This window comes from Kitasatospora albolonga, assembly GCA_002082585.1.
Taxonomy (GTDB): domain Bacteria; phylum Actinomycetota; class Actinomycetes; order Streptomycetales; family Streptomycetaceae; genus Streptomyces; species Streptomyces stephensoniae.
The window spans coordinates 1,589,184-1,605,926 of the sequence record CP020563.1 but is presented as its reverse complement, the minus strand read 5'-3'; the positions used below and the strand labels follow the sequence as shown (position 1 = coordinate 1,605,926).

Here is a 16,743-nt window from a genome sequence, read left to right as displayed (position 1 = left end):
TGTCCGCATGTTGGAACAGACCTTCCGCTTCTTGAGAAGCGCCCCATCATGTAACCTGCACGAAATTTCGCAGAGGGCCAACGTCGTCCCTCGGCACCGCAAATGCCACGACGACGACGGGAGAGCCGATGCGTATCGACGCCTGGTCGCCCATGGACGGTCGCCCCGCCCAGCAGGGGATGTACGACCCCCGTAACGAGCACGACGCCTGTGGCGTCGGGTTCGTGGCCACTCTGACCGGTGTGGCCAGCCATGAGCTGGTCGAGCAGGCGCTGACCGTACTGCGCAACCTCGAACACCGCGGCGCCACCGGCTCCGAGCCCGACTCCGGCGACGGCGCCGGCATCCTGTGCCAGGTCCCCGACGCCTTCCTGCGCGCCGAGACCCCTTTTGAGCTGCCCGAGGCGGGTTCGTACGCCGTCGGCATCGCCTTCCTCCCCGCCGACGGCTCCACCGAGGCCGTCCGCGCGATCGAGGAGATCGCCACCCAGGAGGGCCTCACCGTCCTCGGCTGGCGCGATGTCCCGGTCACCCCCGCACTCCTCGGCAACGGCGCCCGCGCCACCATGCCCGAGTTCCGCCAGCTCTTCGTCGCCGACGGCGAGTCCACCGGCATCGTCCTGGACCGCAAGGCGTTCGTCCTGCGCAAGCGTGCCGAGCGGGAGGCCGGGGTGTACTTCCCCTCGCTCTCCGCCCGCACCATCGTCTACAAGGGCATGCTCACCACCGGGCAGCTGGAGCCGTTCTTCCCCGACCTCTCCGACCGCCGCTTCGCCTCCACGGTCGCGCTGGTCCACTCCCGCTTCTCGACCAACACCTTCCCGAGCTGGCCGCTGGCCCACCCGTACCGCTTCGTCGCCCACAACGGCGAGATCAACACGGTCAAGGGCAACCGCAACTGGATGAAGGCCCGAGAGTCCCAGCTCGCGTCCTCCCTCTTCGGACCGGCCCAGCTCGACCGGATCTTCCCCGTCTGCACCCCGGACGCCTCCGACTCCGCCTCCTTCGACGAGGTCCTGGAGCTGCTCCACCTCGGCGGGCGCTCGCTGCCGCACGCGGTGCTGATGATGGTCCCCGAGGCGTGGGAGAACCACGACTCGATGGACCCGGCCCGGCGCGCCTTCTACCAGTACCACTCCACGATGATGGAGCCCTGGGACGGCCCGGCCTGTGTCACCTTCACCGACGGCGTGCAGGTCGGCGCGGTCCTCGACCGCAACGGTCTGCGCCCCGGCCGCTACTGGGTCACCGACGACGGCCTCGTGGTCCTCTCCTCCGAGGTCGGCGTCCTCGACATCGACCCGGCCAAGGTCGTCCGCAAGGGCCGCCTCCAGCCCGGCAAGATGTTCCTCGTCGACACCGCCGAGCACCGCATCATCGAGGACGACGAGATCAAGGCGTCCCTCGCCGCCGAGCAGCCCTACCAGGAGTGGCTGGAGACCGGCGAGATCGAGCTGAGCGACCTGCCCGAGCGCGAGCACATCGTGCACACCCACGCCTCGGTCACCCGCCGCCAGCAGACCTTCGGCTACACCGAGGAAGAGCTGCGCGTCATCCTCGCCCCGATGGCCCGCACCGCCGGAGAGCCGCTCGGCTCCATGGGCACCGACTCGCCCATCGCCGCGCTCTCCGAGCGCCCCCGGCTCCTCTTCGACTACTTCACCCAGCTCTTCGCCCAGGTCACCAACCCGCCGCTGGACGCCATCCGCGAGGAGCTCGTCACCTCGCTGCGCTCCTCGCTCGGCCCCCAGGGCAACATCCTGGAGCCGAACGCGGCCACCTGCCGCAGCGTCACGCTGCCGTTCCCGGTGATCGACAACGACGAGCTCGCCAAGCTGATACACATCAACGCCGACGGCGACATGCCGGGCATGAAGGCCGCCACCCTCGCCGGGCTCTACCGGGTCAGCGGCGGCGGCGACGCGCTCGCCGCCCGGATCGAGGCCATCTGCGCCGAGGTCGACGCCGCCATCGAGGACGGCGCCCGCCTCATCGTCCTCTCCGACCGGCACTCCGACGCCGAGCACGCCCCGATCCCCTCGCTGCTGCTCACCTCCGCCGTCCACCACCACCTCATCCGCACCAAGCAGCGCACCCAGGTGGGGCTGCTGGTCGAGGCCGGGGACGTCCGCGAGGTCCACCACGTCGCCCTGCTCATCGGCTACGGCGCCGCCGCCGTCAACCCGTACCTCGCCATGGAGTCCGTCGAGGACCTGGTCCGCGCCGGTACGTTCATCCAGAACACCGAGGCCGAGCAGGCCATCCGGAACCTGATCTACGCCCTCGGCAAGGGCGTCCTGAAGGTCATGTCCAAGATGGGCATCTCCACCGTCGCCTCCTACCGGGGCGCCCAGGTCTTCGAGGCCGTCGGCCTGGACGAGGAGTTCGTCGCCACGTACTTCAACGGCACCGCCACCAAGATCGGCGGCGCCGGCCTGGAGGTCATCGCCAAGGAGGTCGCCGCCCGGCACACCAAGGCGTACCCCGCCTCCGGCATCGCGGCCTCCCACCGCGCGCTGGAGATCGGCGGCGAGTACCAGTGGCGCCGCGAGGGCGAGCCGCACCTCTTCGACCCGGAGACGGTCTTCCGCCTCCAGCACGCCACCCGCAACCGGCGCTACGACATCTTCAAGCAGTACACGGACCGGGTGAACGAGCAGTCCGAGCGCCTCATGACGCTCCGCGGCCTCTTCGGCTTCACCTCCGACCGGGCCCCGATCCCCGTCGACGAGGTCGAGCCCGCCTCCGAGATCGTCAAGCGGTTCTCCACGGGCGCCATGTCGTACGGCTCCATCTCCCGCGAGGCCCACGAGACCCTCGCCATCGCGATGAACCAGCTCGGCGGCAAGTCCAACACCGGCGAGGGCGGCGAGGACCCCGAGCGCCTCTACGACCCGGCGCGCCGCTCCTCCATCAAGCAGGTCGCCTCCGGCCGCTTCGGTGTGACCAGCGAATACCTGGTCAACGCGGACGACATCCAGATCAAGATGGCCCAGGGCGCCAAGCCCGGCGAGGGCGGCCAGCTGCCCGGCCACAAGGTCTACCCGTGGGTCGCCAAGACCCGGCACTCCACCCCCGGCGTCGGCCTCATCTCGCCGCCGCCGCACCACGACATCTACTCCATCGAAGACCTCGCGCAGCTGATCCACGACCTCAAGAACGCCAACCCCGTGGCCCGCATCCACGTGAAGCTGGTCTCCGAGGTCGGCGTCGGCACGGTCGCCGCCGGTGTCTCCAAGGCCCACGCGGACGTCGTCCTCATCTCCGGCCACGACGGCGGAACGGGCGCCTCCCCGCTCACCTCCCTCAAGCACGCGGGCGGCCCCTGGGAGCTCGGCCTCGCCGAGACCCAGCAGACCCTGCTCCTCAACGGGCTGCGCGACCGCATCGTCGTGCAGACCGACGGCCAGCTCAAGACCGGCCGTGACGTCGTCATCGCCGCGCTGCTCGGCGCCGAGGAGTTCGGTTTCGCGACCGCGCCGCTCGTCGTCTCCGGCTGCGTCATGATGCGCGTCTGCCACCTGGACACCTGCCCGGTCGGCATCGCCACCCAGAACCCGGTCCTGCGCGACCGGTTCTCCGGCAAGGCCGAGTACGTCGTCAACTTCTTCGAGTTCATCGCCGAAGAGGTCCGCGAGATCCTCGCCGAGCTCGGCTTCCGCTCCATCGAGGAGGCCGTCGGCCACGCCGAGCTCCTCGACACCGACCGGGCGATCACCCACTGGAAGGCGCAGGGCCTCGACCTCGCCCCGCTCTTCCACGTGCCCGAGCTGCCCGAGGGCGCGGTCCGCCACCGGATCGTCGAGCAGGACCACGGGCTGACCAAGGCGCTCGACAACGAGCTGATCAAGCTGGCCGCCGACGCGCTCGGCGCCGACAGCCCCGAGGCCGCCCAGCCGGTCCGGGCCCAGGTCGCCATCCGCAACATCAACCGCACGGTCGGCACCATGCTCGGCCACGAGGTGACCAAGAAGTTCGGCGGTGCGGGCCTGCCCGAGAACACCATCGACATCACCTTCACCGGCTCGGCCGGACAGTCCTTCGGCGCCTTCCTCCCGCGCGGGGTCACCCTGCGCCTGGAGGGCGACGCCAACGACTACGTCGGCAAGGGCCTCTCCGGCGGCCGGGTCGTCGTCCGCCCCGACCGGGGCGCCGACCACCTCGCCGAGTACTCCACCATCGCCGGCAACACCATCGGCTACGGCGCGACCGGCGGCGAGCTGTTCCTCCGGGGCCGTACCGGTGAGCGCTTCTGCGTCCGCAACTCCGGCGCCCTCGTCGTCTCCGAGGGCGTGGGCGACCACGGCTGCGAGTACATGACCGGCGGCCACGCCGTCGTCCTCGGCGAGACCGGCCGCAACTTCGCCGCCGGGATGTCGGGCGGTATCGCGTACGTCATCGACCTCAACCGGGACCACGTCAACGTCGGCAACCTCGGCGCGGTCGAGGAGCTGGACGACACCGACCGGCAGTGGCTGCACGACGTCGTGCGCCGCCACCACGAGGAGACCGGCTCCACCGTCGCGGAGAAGCTCCTCGCCGAGTGGGACACCGCCGTGACCCGCTTCAGCAAGATCATCCCGTCCACGTACAAGGCAGTGCTCGCCGCCAAGGACGCCGCTGAGCTCGCCGGTCTCTCCGAGCAGGAGACCACCGAGAAGATGATGGAGGCGGCGACCAATGGCTGACCCCAAGGGCTTCCTGACCACCGGGCGCGAGGTCGCCAAGACCCGCCCTGTGGCCGAGCGCGTCAAGGACTGGAACGAGGTCTACGTTCCGGGCTCGCTGCTCCCGATCATCAGCAAGCAGGCCGGCCGCTGCATGGACTGCGGCATCCCGTTCTGCCACAACGGCTGCCCGCTCGGAAACCTCATCCCCGAGTGGAACGACTACGCCTACCGCGAGGACTGGACGGCCGCCTCCGAGCGGCTGCACGCCACGAACAACTTCCCGGAGTTCACCGGGCGGCTCTGCCCGGCGCCCTGCGAGTCGGCGTGCGTCCTCGGCATCAACCAGCCCGCCGTCACCATCAAGAACGTCGAGGTCTCCATCATCGACAAGGCGTGGGACAGCGGCGACGTCACCCCGCAGCCGCCCGAGCGCCTCTCCGGCAAGACCGTCGCCGTCATCGGCTCGGGCCCGGCCGGACTCGCCGCCGCCCAGCAGCTGACCCGGGCCGGTCACACCGTCGTCGTCTACGAGCGCGCGGACCGCATCGGGGGCCTCCTCCGCTACGGCATCCCCGAGTTCAAGATGGAGAAGTCGCACATCAACCGCCGCATCGAGCAGATGCGCCTGGAGGGCACCAAGTTCCGTACGGGGGTGGAGATCGGCCAGGACATCGACGCCGCCAAGCTCCGCCGCCGCTACGACGCGGTCGTCATCGCGGCCGGTGCCACCGTCTCCCGCGACCTGCCGGTCCCCGGCCGCGAGCTGAACGGCGTCCACTTCGCCATGGAGTACCTCCCGCTCGCCAACAAGGTGCAGGAGGGCGACCTGACCGTCGCCCCGATCCACGCGGGCGGCAAGCACGTCGTCGTCATCGGCGGCGGCGACACCGGCGCCGACTGCGTGGGCACCGCCCACCGCCAGGGCGCCGCCTCCGTCACCCAGCTGGAGATCATGCCGAAGCCGGGCGAGGAGCGGAACGCCAACCAGCCCTGGCCGACCTTCCCGATGCTCTACAAGGTCACCTCCGCGCACGAGGAGGGCGGCGAGCGGGTCTACTCCGTCTCCACCACCCACTTCGAGGGCGACGAGGACGGAAACGTGGCTGCCCTCCACCTGGTCGAGGTGGAGTTCAAGGACGGTAAGCTGGAGCAGAAGCCCGGCACCGAGCGGCGCCTGCCCGCGCAGCTCGTCACCCTCGCCATGGGCTTCACCGGAACCGACCAGTCCAACGGCCTGGTCCAGCAGTTCGGCCTGGAGCTCGACCAGCGCGGCAACGTCGCCCGCGACGAGCACTACGCGACCAACGTCGACGGCGTCTTCGTCGCCGGTGACGCGGGCCGCGGCCAGTCGCTGATCGTCTGGGCGATCGCCGAGGGCCGCTCCGCCGCCCGCGGAGTGGACCGCTTCCTGACCGGGACCAGCGCCCTGCCGGCCCCGGTCCGCCCGACGGACCGCGCCCTGCTGGTCTGAGCACCACCCGGGTTCCCCCTGGGCCACGCGGCCCGGGGGAGCCCCCTTCGATCGTCCCGTACAACGGCGTGCGGAACTGAACGCGGCGCCCGCCTGTCCCCGACCGGACTCAGTGGGCGCCGTGGCGCGTCCGGGGCCGGTCCGCCCGGTTTCCCGCCGGGCCCCTCAGCCGCCCGTCAGCGCCGAGGTCCTCACCACCACCGCCACGGCGAACACCCCCAGCAGCACCGCCCCGCCCGCCGCCTGGAGCGGCCCGGTCCGCAGCCTCGCCGGGGCGTAGGCGAGCCCGTACGTCACCAGCGCCCCGGTCAGCAGCCCGCCCAGGTGCCCCTGCCACGAGGTGAACAGGGCCGAGAGCACCATCCAGAGCAGGAACCCCGTCATGAACCGGTTGACCGCCGCCATGTCACGGCCCAGCCGCCGGTTGATGACCCAGTACGCGGCGGCCAGCCCGAACACCGCACCGGAGGCGCCGACCGTCGTGGTGTCCGGGGCCAGCAGATACACGGCGACCGAACCGCCTACCGCCGCCAGCAGGTACAGCGCCAGATAGCGGGCCCGGCCGAGCTGCCCCTCCACCGCCCGCCCGATGTTCCACAGCGCGAACATGTTGAACAGCAGGTGCATCACCCCGAACGAGGTGTCCGGCGGCAGATGCAGGAACGCCCCGGTCACCAGGCGGTACCACTCGCCGTCCGCGATCCCCGTCAGCGTGTACCCGGCGTACTCCTCGCCCCGGTAGTAGTACCGCTCCCCGTCCGGCCCGGTCAGCGCGGCGCCCAGCACCGCGAACCGGTCCACGGTCTCGGGCCGGACCACCTCGACGGCGTACGCCAGCACGTTGAGCGCCATCAGGACGTACGTCACCACCGGGGCCACCGCCCCCGGCACGGCCCCGCCGAACACGGTCCGGGCCTGCCGCACCGAGCGCCGCCCCTCCTTCACACACTCCGGGCAGTGGTGACCCACGGCGGCCTCGCACATGCACTCCGGGCAGATGCTGCGCTCGCAGCGGGTGCAGCGCACATACGTCTCGTACGACGGATGGCGGTAACACGTGGTGGCGGCGGCCTCCATGGCCGGCTCCTTCACTCGGGGGTGCGTAACGGGGGCCGGTGTCGGCGGCGATCAAGATAGCGAACGCGTTGTCAGGACCCACGGACCGGGGGCCGGGCGGTGGCCTACCCTCGAGGTCCGCAGTCCGCAGTACGGAGAACGGGGGCGCCGTCATGCACGGTTCGACCACGGCCGTGGGCACCGGCCCGGCCATCAGCCTGGAGAAGGTACGGGAAACGGCTCCCGGGCTCGTCAGCCTCTACAAGAGCGCCGGGGTCTCGCTGGCCAAGCACGGACTGGGCGGCCGGCGGGCGGCCGTCTACCTGGTCCTCGACTACTCGGGCTCGATGCGGGAGTACTACAAGGACGGCAGCGTCCAGGCCCTGGCCGACCAGGTGCTGGGCCTCTCGGCCCACCTCGACGACGACGGACGCGTCCCCGTGGTGTTCTTCTCCACCGGCATCGACGGGTTCGGGGAGGCCGGGCTGAGCGACCACCACGGGATCATCGACAAGATCGTGGCGAACCTCGGGCACATGGGCCGCACGAACTACCACCTCGCCATGGACGCGGTCATCGACCACTACCTCGACAGCGGTTCCACCGCGCCCGCCCTGGTCGTCTTCCAGACGGACGGCGGGCCCACCAGCAAGCTCGCCGCCGAGCGCTATCTCTGCAAGGCCGCGAAGCTGCCGCTGTTCTGGCAGTTCATCGGCTTCGGCGACACCCGCAGCACCCAGTTCGACTTCCTGCGCAAGCTCGACGAGCTGGCCGTCCCCGCCAAGCGGGCGGTCGACAACGCCGGGTACTTCCACGCCGGACCCGACCCCCGGAAGGTCCCGGACGCCGAACTGTACGACCGGCTGATCGCGGAGTTCCCGCACTGGCTGGCCGCCGCCGAGGCCCAGGGGATCGTCCGATGAGTACGCGGATTCTGCGCGCCGCCGACCGTACGCCCGTCCCCTGGAAGAACGGCGGCGGGCTCACCCGCGAGGTGGCGGCCGCTCCCGGCGGGGCCGACCCGTTCGCCTGGCGGGTGAGCCTCGCGGACGTCACCGCCGACGGTCCCTTCTCCCTCTTCCCGGGCATCGACCGCACCCTGACCGTCGTCGAGGGCGCGGGCATGGACCTGATCGTCGGCGGCGAGCACCACATCGTGGATGAGCCGCTGTGGCCCCACGACTTCCCCGGCGACCGCCCGACCGAGGGCTTCCTGCTGGCCGGACCGGTCGTCAACCTCAACGTGATGTACCGCAGGGGGCGTACGCGGGCGGAGACCGCCGTCGTCTGCGGCACCGTACGCCTCATGGCGCCCCCGGGCGGCGCGGTCCTCGCCCTCTCCCTGGACGACGGGGCCGTGCTCGACGGTACGGACCTCCGGCTCGACCGCTACGACGCGGTGCTCGCCGAGGACGCGTCGCCCGGGGTGCTGCGGACGATGGGCCAGGCGGTGGTGATCACGTTCTCGGACGTGTGAGAGACCGGGGCCGGACCGGGATACCGGACAGAAGGTGTCGGGTATCGGGTGTTCCATGGCGCCCATGACGTCTTCCTCCCCCTCTTCCCCCGTCTCCTGGGACGCCTTCGCCGCCGCCGAGCCCGTCTTCGCCGACACCGTGCGCCGGCGCTTCCAGCTCTACAAGCACCATGTCCTCGCCACCCTGCGCGCGGACGGCTCGCCCCGCGTCACCGGCCTGGAGGCCGACTTCCGCTTCGGTGAACTGCTGCTCGGCATGATGCCGGACTCCCGCAAGGCCCTGGACCTGCGCCGCGACCCCCGCTTCGCGTTCCACGCCAACCCGGGGCCCGACGCCGAGATGAACGACGGGGACGTCCGGGTCAGCGGCCGGGCCGTGGAGGTCACCGACCCGGAGTTCCTCGCCCGGGTCATCGAGGACGCCGACCCGCCCCAGCCCTTCCACCTCTTCCGGGCGGAGCTGACCGAGGTGGTCCGCATCGGGCTGGACGGCGACTTCCTGGTCATCGATTCATGGCGGCCGGGGCAGGCGCTGCGTACGGTACGCCGGAAGTGACGCCGATCCGGAGGCCGGAGGCGGACTGAACCCGGCGTACAGTCACCCCGCCAGCACCCGCGCCCGGCACGCCGACGGCGTCCCCCACGCGTCCCGCAGCGGCCGGGCCCGGCGCAGCCACCACGCGAGGTCCAGCTCCTCGGTGTACCCCACCGCGCCGTGCAGCTGCAGCGCGGTGCGGGCCGCCGCGTACCCCGCCTCGCCCGCCGCCACCTTCGCCGCCGCGACCGCCGCCCCGGCCCCCGGCGCCCCCTGGGCCAGCTCCACCGCCGCCCCGTACAGCAGCGGGCGCGCGAACTCCAGGCCGAGCAGGGTGTCCGCGAGGCGGTGCTTGACCGCCTGGAAGGAGCCGACGGGCACACCGAACTGGGTGCGCTGCTTCACGTACGCCACCGTCGCCCGCAGCAACTCCTCGCCGCAGCCGAGTGCCTGGGCCGCCGTCGCGAAGGTGGCCCAGGTGCCCGCCGCCCGCGCCGCCTCGCGCACCCGTGGACCGGCGGCCAGCACCTCGCCGCCCGCCCCGGGCCGGAAGAGCCGCCGCGCCGGGTCCATCGAACGCGTCGGCTCCCCGGCCCCCGCCGTGAGCCGCAGCTCGTCCCCGGCCACGACCAGCACCGCGTCCGCCGCGTCCGCGTCCAGCGCGTACGGCCCGTACGCCTCCAGGGCCAGCGACACCACCGCCGTACCGTCCGCGATCCCCGGCAGCCACTCCCGGGCCGCCTGACCGCCCGCCTCCGCCAGCAGCACCCCCGCCGCCACGCTCTCCACCACCGGCCCCGGCACCCCGTGGCGGCCCAGCTCCCCGCAGGCGACGGCCGTCTCCACCGGGAGCGGGCCCACACCCCCGTACGCCTCCGGGACCGCCAGCGCGAACACCCCCGCCTCCGCGAGCCGCCGCCATAGGGCCAGCCCGGGCGCGCGGTCTCCGGCGGCCCACGCCCGTACGGCGGCGGGGGTGTCCGCCGCCGTCAGCAGCGCGTCCAGGGAGCGGGCGAACTCCCGCTGCTCGTCGGTGAGCAGGAAACGCATCAGCGCCGTCCCTTCGGCAGGCCGAGCAGCCGCTCGGCGATGATGTCGCGCTGGATCTCGTTCGTCCCCGCGTAGACCGGACCCGCCAGCGCGAAGACGTACCCCTCCGCCCACGGCCCGTCCGCCGCCTCCGCGTCCGGGCCGAGCAGGTCGAGCGCGGTCTCGTGCAGCGCGATGTCGTACTGCGACCAGAACACCTTGTTCAGGCTGGACTCCGCGCCGAGCGCCGCCCCCGCCGCGAACCGGGAGGCGGAGGCGGCCGTGAACAGCTGGTAGGCCCGTGCCCCGATCACCGCGTCCGCCACCCGGTCCCGCAGCGCCGTGTCCGCCGGGTCGCCCGCCTCCCGCCACAGCTCCGTCAGCCGGTCGGCGGCGGCCAGGAAGCGGCCGGGGGAGCGGAGGGTGAGGCCGCGCTCGGCACCGGTGGCCGACATGGCGATGCGCCAGCCCTGCCCCGGCTCCCCGATGACGTCCTCGTCCGGTACGAAGACCTCGTCGAGGAAGACCTCGGCGAACGCGGGCTTCCCGTCCAGCCGCCCGACCGGCCGGACCGTGACCCTGGGGTCGCGCAGGCCGAACATCAGGTACGTGAGCCCCTGGTGGGGTCTGGCCGCCCCCGGGTCCGTACGGAAGATCCCGAACGCCCGGTCCGCGAACGCCGCCCGCGAGGACCACGTCTTCTGCCCCGACAGCAGCCAGCCGCCCTCCGTGCGCACCGCCCGGGACCGCAGCGCCGCCAGGTCCGAACCGGCCTCCGGCTCCGACCACGCCTGCGCCCAGATCACCTCGCCGCCCGCCATCGGCGGCAGCAGCCGGGCCCGCTGCCCGGCGGTGCCGTGGTCGAAGAGGGTCGGGGCGAGGAGGCTGATCCCGTTCTGGGAGACCCGGCCGGGGGCGCCCGCCGCCCAGTACTCCTCCTCGAACGCCAGCCACCCGAAGAGATCCGCGCCCCGGCCCCCGTACTCCTCCGGCCAGGAGACCGCCGACCACCCGCCCCCGTACAGCTCCGCCTCCCACTCCCGGTGCGCGGCGAACCCCTCCGCCGTCTCCAGGGACGGGAGCGGCCGGGCGGGCACATGGGCGCGCAGCCACTCCCTCGCCTCGGCGCGCAGTGCCTCGGTCCGTGCTGTCCGCGCCAGATCCATGGGGCCTGCCTTCCGTGGGCTGTCTTCCGCGAGGCTGTCGTCCGGTGAGGCTGTTCCCTAACAAGTGTTTGGTAGGTTAACGTACGGCCCAAGCACCGTCGAGGAGCAGTGGGGATGGGCCGATGAGCGCACCGAACTACCTGCCGGGGCACGGGCTGCTGGCCGGTCGCACCGCCGTCGTCACCGCCGCCGCCGGAGCCGGGATCGGCGGCGCCACCGCCCGCCGCTTCCTGGAGGAGGGCGCGCGCGTCGTGATCGGCGACGCCCATGCCCGGCGGCTGAAGGAGAGCGCCCACGCCCTCGCCGAGGAGTTCGGTGCCGACCGTGTCACCGGCCTGACCTGCGATGTCACCGACGAGGAGCAGGTACGGGCCCTCTTCGCCCACGCCGAACGCACCCACGGCCGCCTGGACATCGTCGTCAACAACGCGGGCCTCGGCGGCACCGCCGAGCTCACCGGGATGACCGACGAGCAGTGGACCAGGGTCCTCGATGTCACCCTGAACGGCACCTTCCGCTGCACCCGCGCCGCCCTGCGCTCCTTCAGGGCCACCGGCACCGGAGGCGTGCTCGTCAACAACGCCTCCGTCGTCGGCTGGCGCGCCCAGCGCGGCCAGGCCCACTACGCCGCCGCCAAGGCGGGCGTCATGGCCCTCACCCGCTGCGCCGCGCTCGAGGCCGCCGACTACGGCGTACGTGTCAACGCCGTCGCCCCCAGCCTCGCCATGCACCCCCACCTGGCCAAGGTCACCTCCGCCGAACTCCTCGCCGAACTCACGGAGAGGGAGGCGTTCGGCCGGTACGCCGAACCCTGGGAGATCGCCAACGTGATCGTCTTCCTGGCGAGCGGCTACTCCTCCTACATGACCGGCGAGGTCGTCGCCGTCAGCAGCCAGCATGCGTGAACGCACAGGCCGTGGGCGGACAATGGCGGGGTGCCTACCAAGAAGAAGCCCCAGGTGACCCCCACCCCCGAACGGCGCCGCGAACTCCTCGCCACCGCCGCCGAGGTCTTCGCCGCCCAGGGATACAACGCCACCACCGTCCGCCGTATCGCGGACGAGGCGGGGATGCTCGCCGGCAGCCTCTACTACCACTTCGATTCCAAGGAATCGATGGTCGACGAGATCCTCTCCGCCTTCCTCGACGAGCTCTGGCGGGGGTACGACGCCGTCCTGGCGGCCGGGCTCGGCCCCCGCGAGACCATCGAGGCACTGGTCACCGAGTCCTTCCGGGAGATCGACCGGCACCGCCCCGCCGTCGCGATCTACCAGAAGGAGTCCCGGCACCTCGCCACCCAGCCGCGCTTCGCCTACCTCGCCGACTCACAGGTGAAGTTCGAGAAGGCGTGGCTCTCCACCCTGGAACGCGGCGTCGCCGAGGGCACCTTCCGCGACGACCTGGACATCCGCCTCACCTACCGCTTCGTCCGCGACACCGTCTGGGTCGCGGCCTCCTGGTACCGGCCCGGCGGGTACCACAGCCCCGAGGAGATCGCCCGCCAGTACCTCTCGATGGTGCTGGACGGGATCGCCCTGAGTACCCAGCCCCCCTCCTGAGGACCGAGGAGCAGCAGCCATGGCCGATGCCTACATTGTCGAAGCGGTACGGACCCCCGTCGGACGGCGCAAGGGCGGCCTCGGGGCCGTCCACCCCGCCGACCTCGGCGCCCACGTCCTGAAGGAGCTCATCGCCCGCGCGGGCGTCGACCCGGCGGCCGTGGAGGACGTGGTCTTCGGCTGCCTGGACACCGTGGGGCCGCAGGCCGGGGACATCGCCCGTACGGCATGGCTGGCGGCCGGGCTCCCCGAGGAGGTCCCCGGCGTCACCGTCGACCGGCAGTGCGGCTCCTCCCAGCAGGCCCTGCACTTCGCCGCCCAGGGCGTGCTGTCCGGCACCCAGGACCTGGTGGTGGCGGGCGGGGTCCAGAGCATGACCCAGATCCCGATCGCCTTCGCCTCCCGGCAGGCCGCCGAACCCCTCGGCCTCACCGAGGGCCCGTACGCGGGCAGCGAGGGCTGGCGCGCCCGGTACGGCGACGCGCCCGTCAACCAGTTCCACGGCGCCCAGCTCATCGCCGAGAAGTGGGGGATCGGCCGCCGGGACATGGAGGAGTTCGCCCTCACCTCCCACCGCCGGGCCGTCCGCGCCATCGACGAGGGCCGCTTCGCCCGCGAGACCGTCGCGTACGGGGACGTCACCGCCGACGAGGGGCCGCGCCGGGACACCACCCTGGAGAAGATGGCCGCCCTCGCCCCCGTCCTGCCCGGCGGCACGATCACCGCCGCCTGCTCCTCCCAGGTCTCCGACGGGGCCGCCGCCCTGCTCATCGCCTCGGAGCGGGCCGTCGCCGACCACGGCCTCACCCCGCGCGCCCGCGTCCACCACCTCTCCGTACGCGGCGAGGACCCGATCCGGATGCTCTCCGCCCCGATCCCCGCCACCGCGCACGCCCTGAAGAAGACCGGGCTCACCATCGACGCCGTCGACCTCGTCGAGATCAACGAGGCTTTCGCACCGGTCGTCCTCGCCTGGCTGAAGGAGACCGGCGCGGACCCCGAACGCGTCAACGTCAACGGCGGAGCCATCGCGCTCGGCCACCCGCTCGGCGCGACCGGCGCCAAGCTGATGACGACACTCCTGCACGAACTGGAACGCACCGGGGGCCGCTACGGGCTCCAGACCATGTGCGAGGGCGGCGGACAGGCCAATGTGACCATCGTCGAACGCCTCTGAGCCGTGCGGGCGCCTGGGGCGGGCCACGGGCGCCTGGGGCGGACCACTCGGGCGACACCGGCCGTACCCCTTCTGGTCAGCCAAGTTTTCCCTCCCGTGGTGTGGCGCGTCACGCCGTGCGAGGAGAGGACGTGCTACGGTGTTCCCGTTGCAGTTTTGGTACCCATGAACTTTATGTGCGCCTGACGGGAATGCTTCCTCAGGCGCTTTATTGTTTTCCGGCTTTCTCCGGATGGGGCTCAATGCGGCGACTTGGAATCCGTAAAGTGCGGATTCTCGGCACTGCACCTGTTTTAGGAGAATGACATGGCCACCGGTACCGTGAAGTGGTTCAACTCGGAAAAGGGCTTCGGCTTCATCGAGCAGGACGGCGGCGGCGCCGACGTCTTCGCCCACTACTCCAACATCGCCACCTCGGGCTTCCGTGAGCTCCAGGAGGGCCAGAAGGTCTCCTTCGACGTCACGCAGGGCCAGAAGGGCCCGCAGGCGGAGAACATCGTCCCGGCCTGATTGCCGCGACGCGTACCTCTCTGACCGGGGCCCGCACCGTGACGGTGCGGGCCCCGGTTTGTGCTGTCCGAGCAGCAACCCGCTTTGTGCGCACATCCTGGGGGCGCACGATCAGCGGTAGGACAAGCACATCGCAGTCATCCGCATCCGCAGTTGCCCAGGAATCCCCCAGGAATCCTCGGAAGGGCAATTCCGTATGACTCGCTTCGAACGCCAGGACCGCACCCCCCGCTCCCGTCCGGCCCGTGGCCGTGGCCAGGGCGCGGGCGCGCAGAGCCCGTCGAACCCCCGGGGCGGCGCCGCCCGCTCCAAGGGCCCGGCCCGCCGCAAGCCCGCCGCCGCACCGCCCGCGGAGTTCACCCTGCCGGAGACGGTGACCCCCGCACTGCCCTCCGTCGGCGCCTTCGCCGACCTGGACATGCCTGCCGCGCTGCTGAAGACCCTCGCCGCGCAGGGCGTCACCGAGCCGTTCCCGATCCAGGGCGCGACCCTGCCGAACTCGCTGGCGGGCCGGGACATCCTCGGCCGGGGCCGCACCGGCTCCGGCAAGACCCTCGCCTTCGGTCTGGCCCTGCTCGCCCGCACCGCCGGGCGCCGCAGCGAGCCGCGTGCCCCGCTCGCCATGGTCCTCGTGCCCACCCGTGAGCTGGCCCAGCAGGTCACCGACGCGCTCACCCCGTACGCCACCGCCGTGAACCTGCGGCTCGCCACCGTCGTCGGCGGCATGTCCATCACCAAGCAGTCCGCCACCCTGCGGCGCGGCGCCGAAGTCCTCGTCGCCACCCCGGGCCGGCTCAAGGACCTCATCGAGCGCGGCGACTGCCGCCTGGACGAGGTCGCCATCACCGTCCTCGACGAGGCCGACCAGATGGCCGACATGGGCTTCATGCCGCAGGTCGTCGCCCTGCTCAAGCAGGTCGAGGCGGACGGGCAGCGGATGCTGTTCTCCGCGACCCTGGACAAGAACATCGACCGCCTCGTCAAGATGTTCCTCACCGACCCGGTCGTCCACTCCGTCGACCCCTCCGCCGGTGCGGTCACCACCATGGAGCACCACGTGCTCCACGTCCTGGACGAGACGGACAAGAAGGCCGTCGCCACGAAGATCGCCGCCCGCGACGGCCGCGTGATCATGTTCGTGGACACCAAGCGCGCCGCGGACCGGTTCGCCAAGCGGCTGCTGGCCAGCGGGGTACGGGCCGCCGCCCTGCACGGCGGGCGCTCCCAGCCGCAGCGCAACCGGACCCTGGACCAGTTCAAGAACGGCCAGGTCACCGCGCTCGTCGCGACGAACGTGGCGGCCCGTGGCATCCACGTCGACGACCTGGACCTGGTCGTCAACGTGGACCCGCCCACCGACCACAAGGACTACCTCCACCGGGGCGGCCGTACGGCCCGCGCCGGGGAGTCCGGCAGCGTCGTCACGCTCGTCCTGCCCGACGAGAAGCGCGAGATGACCCGGCTGATGCAGGACGCGGGCATCGCGCCCCGCACCACGCGGGTCACCTCCGGCGACGAGGAGCTCAGCCGGATCACGGGGGCCCGTGAGCCCTCCGGGATCGCGGTCGTCATCGAGGTGCCGCAGCCGACTCCGCCGAAGCAGCGGACGCGCTCGGGCGGTTCGGGCCCGGCCGGCTCCGGCGGGGGCGCGGTGCGCTCCGGGAGCCGAGGGCGCGGGCGGCGCGGGTCCGGTGCGGGTGCCGGGGGCGGCGCCGGGGCCGGTGGTGGCGCGGGCCGCTCCGGCGGGGCGCGGTCCGGCGCCGAGCCCCGGAGCACGGGCCGCTCCGGCGCTCCGGCGCGGCGGCGCCGGGCCGCGTAGGTTCATCCGGCCGTAGGCGTTCCGGGGCGGGGCCTTTCGGGGCTCCGCCCCGGACCCCGGTCCTCAATCGCCGGACGGGCTAGAAAGGGTGTTCCGGTCGTCCGGCGCGGGGGCGACGGGGGTGTCCTCAAGCCGGACGGGCTTGAAAGGCGGCCCCGGTCGTCCGGCGCGTGGGGGCGACGGGGGTGTCCTCAAGCGCCGGACAGGCTTGAAGCAGTGGCCCGGTCGTTCGGCGCGGGTGTCCTCAAGCGCCGGGTGGGCTCGAAAGGGTGCC

At 72.2% G+C, this 16,743-nt stretch carries 13 protein-coding genes; 10 read left to right on the top strand and 3 right to left on the bottom strand.

Features of this window, described 5'->3' with window-relative positions:
- Positions 1-128 precede the first annotated feature (128 nt).
- On the top strand, positions 129-4,688 hold the full coding sequence (locus tag B7C62_06900; protein ID ARF72026.1) for a glutamate synthase large subunit: 4,560 nt from the start codon (positions 129-131) through the stop codon (positions 4,686-4,688).
- Entirely contained in the window at positions 4,681-6,141 is a 1,461-nt protein-coding gene (gltD, locus tag B7C62_06895; GenBank protein ARF72025.1) for a glutamate synthase, read from the top strand. The genes B7C62_06900 and gltD overlap by 8 nt, the downstream gene beginning before the upstream one ends.
- Positions 6,142-6,306: 165 nt before the next feature.
- Here gltD and B7C62_06890 read toward each other — a convergent pair whose 3' ends face one another.
- The gene (locus B7C62_06890) at positions 6,307-7,218 is read right to left on the bottom strand and encodes a rhomboid family intramembrane serine protease (GenBank protein ID ARF72024.1); all 912 of its coding nucleotides are present in this window, start codon (positions 7,216-7,218) and stop codon (positions 6,307-6,309) included.
- A gap of 152 nt (positions 7,219-7,370) precedes the next feature.
- Here B7C62_06890 and B7C62_06885 point away from each other — a divergent pair, with 152 nt between their 5' ends.
- The 3 genes from B7C62_06885 to B7C62_06875 all read left to right on the top strand — a co-directional run bounded on the left by B7C62_06885 (position 7,371) and on the right by B7C62_06875 (position 9,230).
- Positions 7,371-8,120, top strand: a complete 750-nt coding sequence (locus B7C62_06885; GenBank protein ID ARF72023.1) for a toxic cation resistance protein — start codon at positions 7,371-7,373, stop codon at positions 8,118-8,120.
- Positions 8,117-8,674 carry a HutD-family protein gene (locus tag B7C62_06880; protein ARF72022.1) on the top strand — a complete coding sequence of 186 codons (558 nt, stop codon included), beginning with the start codon at positions 8,117-8,119 and terminating at the stop codon, positions 8,672-8,674. The genes B7C62_06885 and B7C62_06880 overlap by 4 nt, the downstream gene beginning before the upstream one ends.
- Before the next feature lie 64 nt (positions 8,675-8,738).
- A complete protein-coding gene (locus B7C62_06875; GenBank protein ARF72021.1) occupies positions 8,739-9,230 on the top strand; it encodes a pyridoxamine 5'-phosphate oxidase in 492 nt (163 codons plus the stop codon).
- Positions 9,231-9,272: 42 nt separating this feature from the next.
- On the opposite strand, the gene B7C62_06870 is transcribed toward B7C62_06875, so the two are convergent.
- Both B7C62_06870 and B7C62_06865 read right to left on the bottom strand, forming a co-directional pair.
- Complete coding sequence (locus B7C62_06870) at positions 9,273-10,259, bottom strand: acyl-CoA dehydrogenase (protein ID ARF72020.1); 987 nt, start codon at positions 10,257-10,259, stop codon at positions 9,273-9,275.
- Positions 10,259-11,404, bottom strand: coding sequence for an acyl-CoA dehydrogenase (locus tag B7C62_06865; protein ARF72019.1), 1,146 nt, complete (start codon positions 11,402-11,404; stop codon positions 10,259-10,261). The genes B7C62_06870 and B7C62_06865 overlap by 1 nt, the downstream gene beginning before the upstream one ends.
- Positions 11,405-11,526: 122 nt before the next feature.
- Here B7C62_06865 and B7C62_06860 point away from each other — a divergent pair, with 122 nt between their 5' ends.
- The 5 genes from B7C62_06860 to B7C62_06840 all read left to right on the top strand — a co-directional run bounded on the left by B7C62_06860 (position 11,527) and on the right by B7C62_06840 (position 16,469).
- On the top strand, positions 11,527-12,309 hold the full coding sequence (locus B7C62_06860) for a short chain dehydrogenase (GenBank protein ARF72018.1): 783 nt from the start codon (positions 11,527-11,529) through the stop codon (positions 12,307-12,309).
- Between the two features lie 30 nt (positions 12,310-12,339).
- Positions 12,340-12,963 (top strand): TetR family transcriptional regulator, encoded by a 624-nt coding sequence (locus B7C62_06855; GenBank protein ARF72017.1) that lies wholly within the window; start codon positions 12,340-12,342, stop codon positions 12,961-12,963.
- Between the two features lie 19 nt (positions 12,964-12,982).
- Positions 12,983-14,140 carry an acetyl-CoA acetyltransferase gene (locus tag B7C62_06850; protein ARF72016.1) on the top strand — a complete coding sequence of 386 codons (1,158 nt, stop codon included), beginning with the start codon at positions 12,983-12,985 and terminating at the stop codon, positions 14,138-14,140.
- Positions 14,141-14,446: 306 nt separating this feature from the next.
- Positions 14,447-14,650, top strand: a complete 204-nt coding sequence (locus tag B7C62_06845) for a cold shock domain protein CspD (GenBank protein ARF72015.1) — start codon at positions 14,447-14,449, stop codon at positions 14,648-14,650.
- A 196-nt stretch (positions 14,651-14,846) separates the two neighbouring features.
- Complete coding sequence (locus B7C62_06840) at positions 14,847-16,469, top strand: DEAD/DEAH box helicase (protein ID ARF72014.1); 1,623 nt, start codon at positions 14,847-14,849, stop codon at positions 16,467-16,469.
- Positions 16,470-16,743 lie beyond the last annotated feature (274 nt).